Raw genomic sequence first — 456 nt, forward strand, 5'->3', positions numbered from 1 at the left:
CACTACAAACAAGATAGCCAATTGGTGTAGGAAGTGAATCGGCGTATCAAACACTAGCTGCATTGCCGCGTAAGACAATACGAATACTGTCAAAGCAATCTTGGCTGCAATAGCGGGTACACGCTTAGAGATGTATCCCACAAACACAATGGTAAAGATAGGCACACTAAAGAATCCCGCAACCATTTGTAGATATTGAAACAAGCCTTCTGGTGCATACATGATGAAAGGTGCAATACATACAGAGATTATCGCAATAATAACACCAAAGATGCGCCCCTTACTCACCAACTCTTCATCACTCTTTCCTTTACCAAATAAAGGCTTATACACATTAAGAGCAAATAAGGTCGTTGAGCTGTTCAATACACCATTGAAGGTACTTAGGATGGCACCAAACATCACTGCAACAAAGAAGCCAACCAGTGGTTTAGGCAGAACCTCATTAACCAAACG

1 protein-coding gene is annotated in these 456 nt (G+C 41.7%); it reads right to left on the reverse strand.

Annotated features, from left to right (window positions below):
- Positions 1-456, reverse strand: a 456-nt coding sequence (locus tag AB4585_RS28175) for a sodium:solute symporter family transporter (RefSeq protein ID WP_408063600.1), incomplete at both ends; no start/stop codon positions are given.

This window comes from Vibrio sp. 10N.222.49.C9 (genome assembly GCF_041474985.1).
In the GTDB taxonomy this organism is placed as follows: domain Bacteria; phylum Pseudomonadota; class Gammaproteobacteria; order Enterobacterales; family Vibrionaceae; genus Vibrio; species Vibrio crassostreae_C.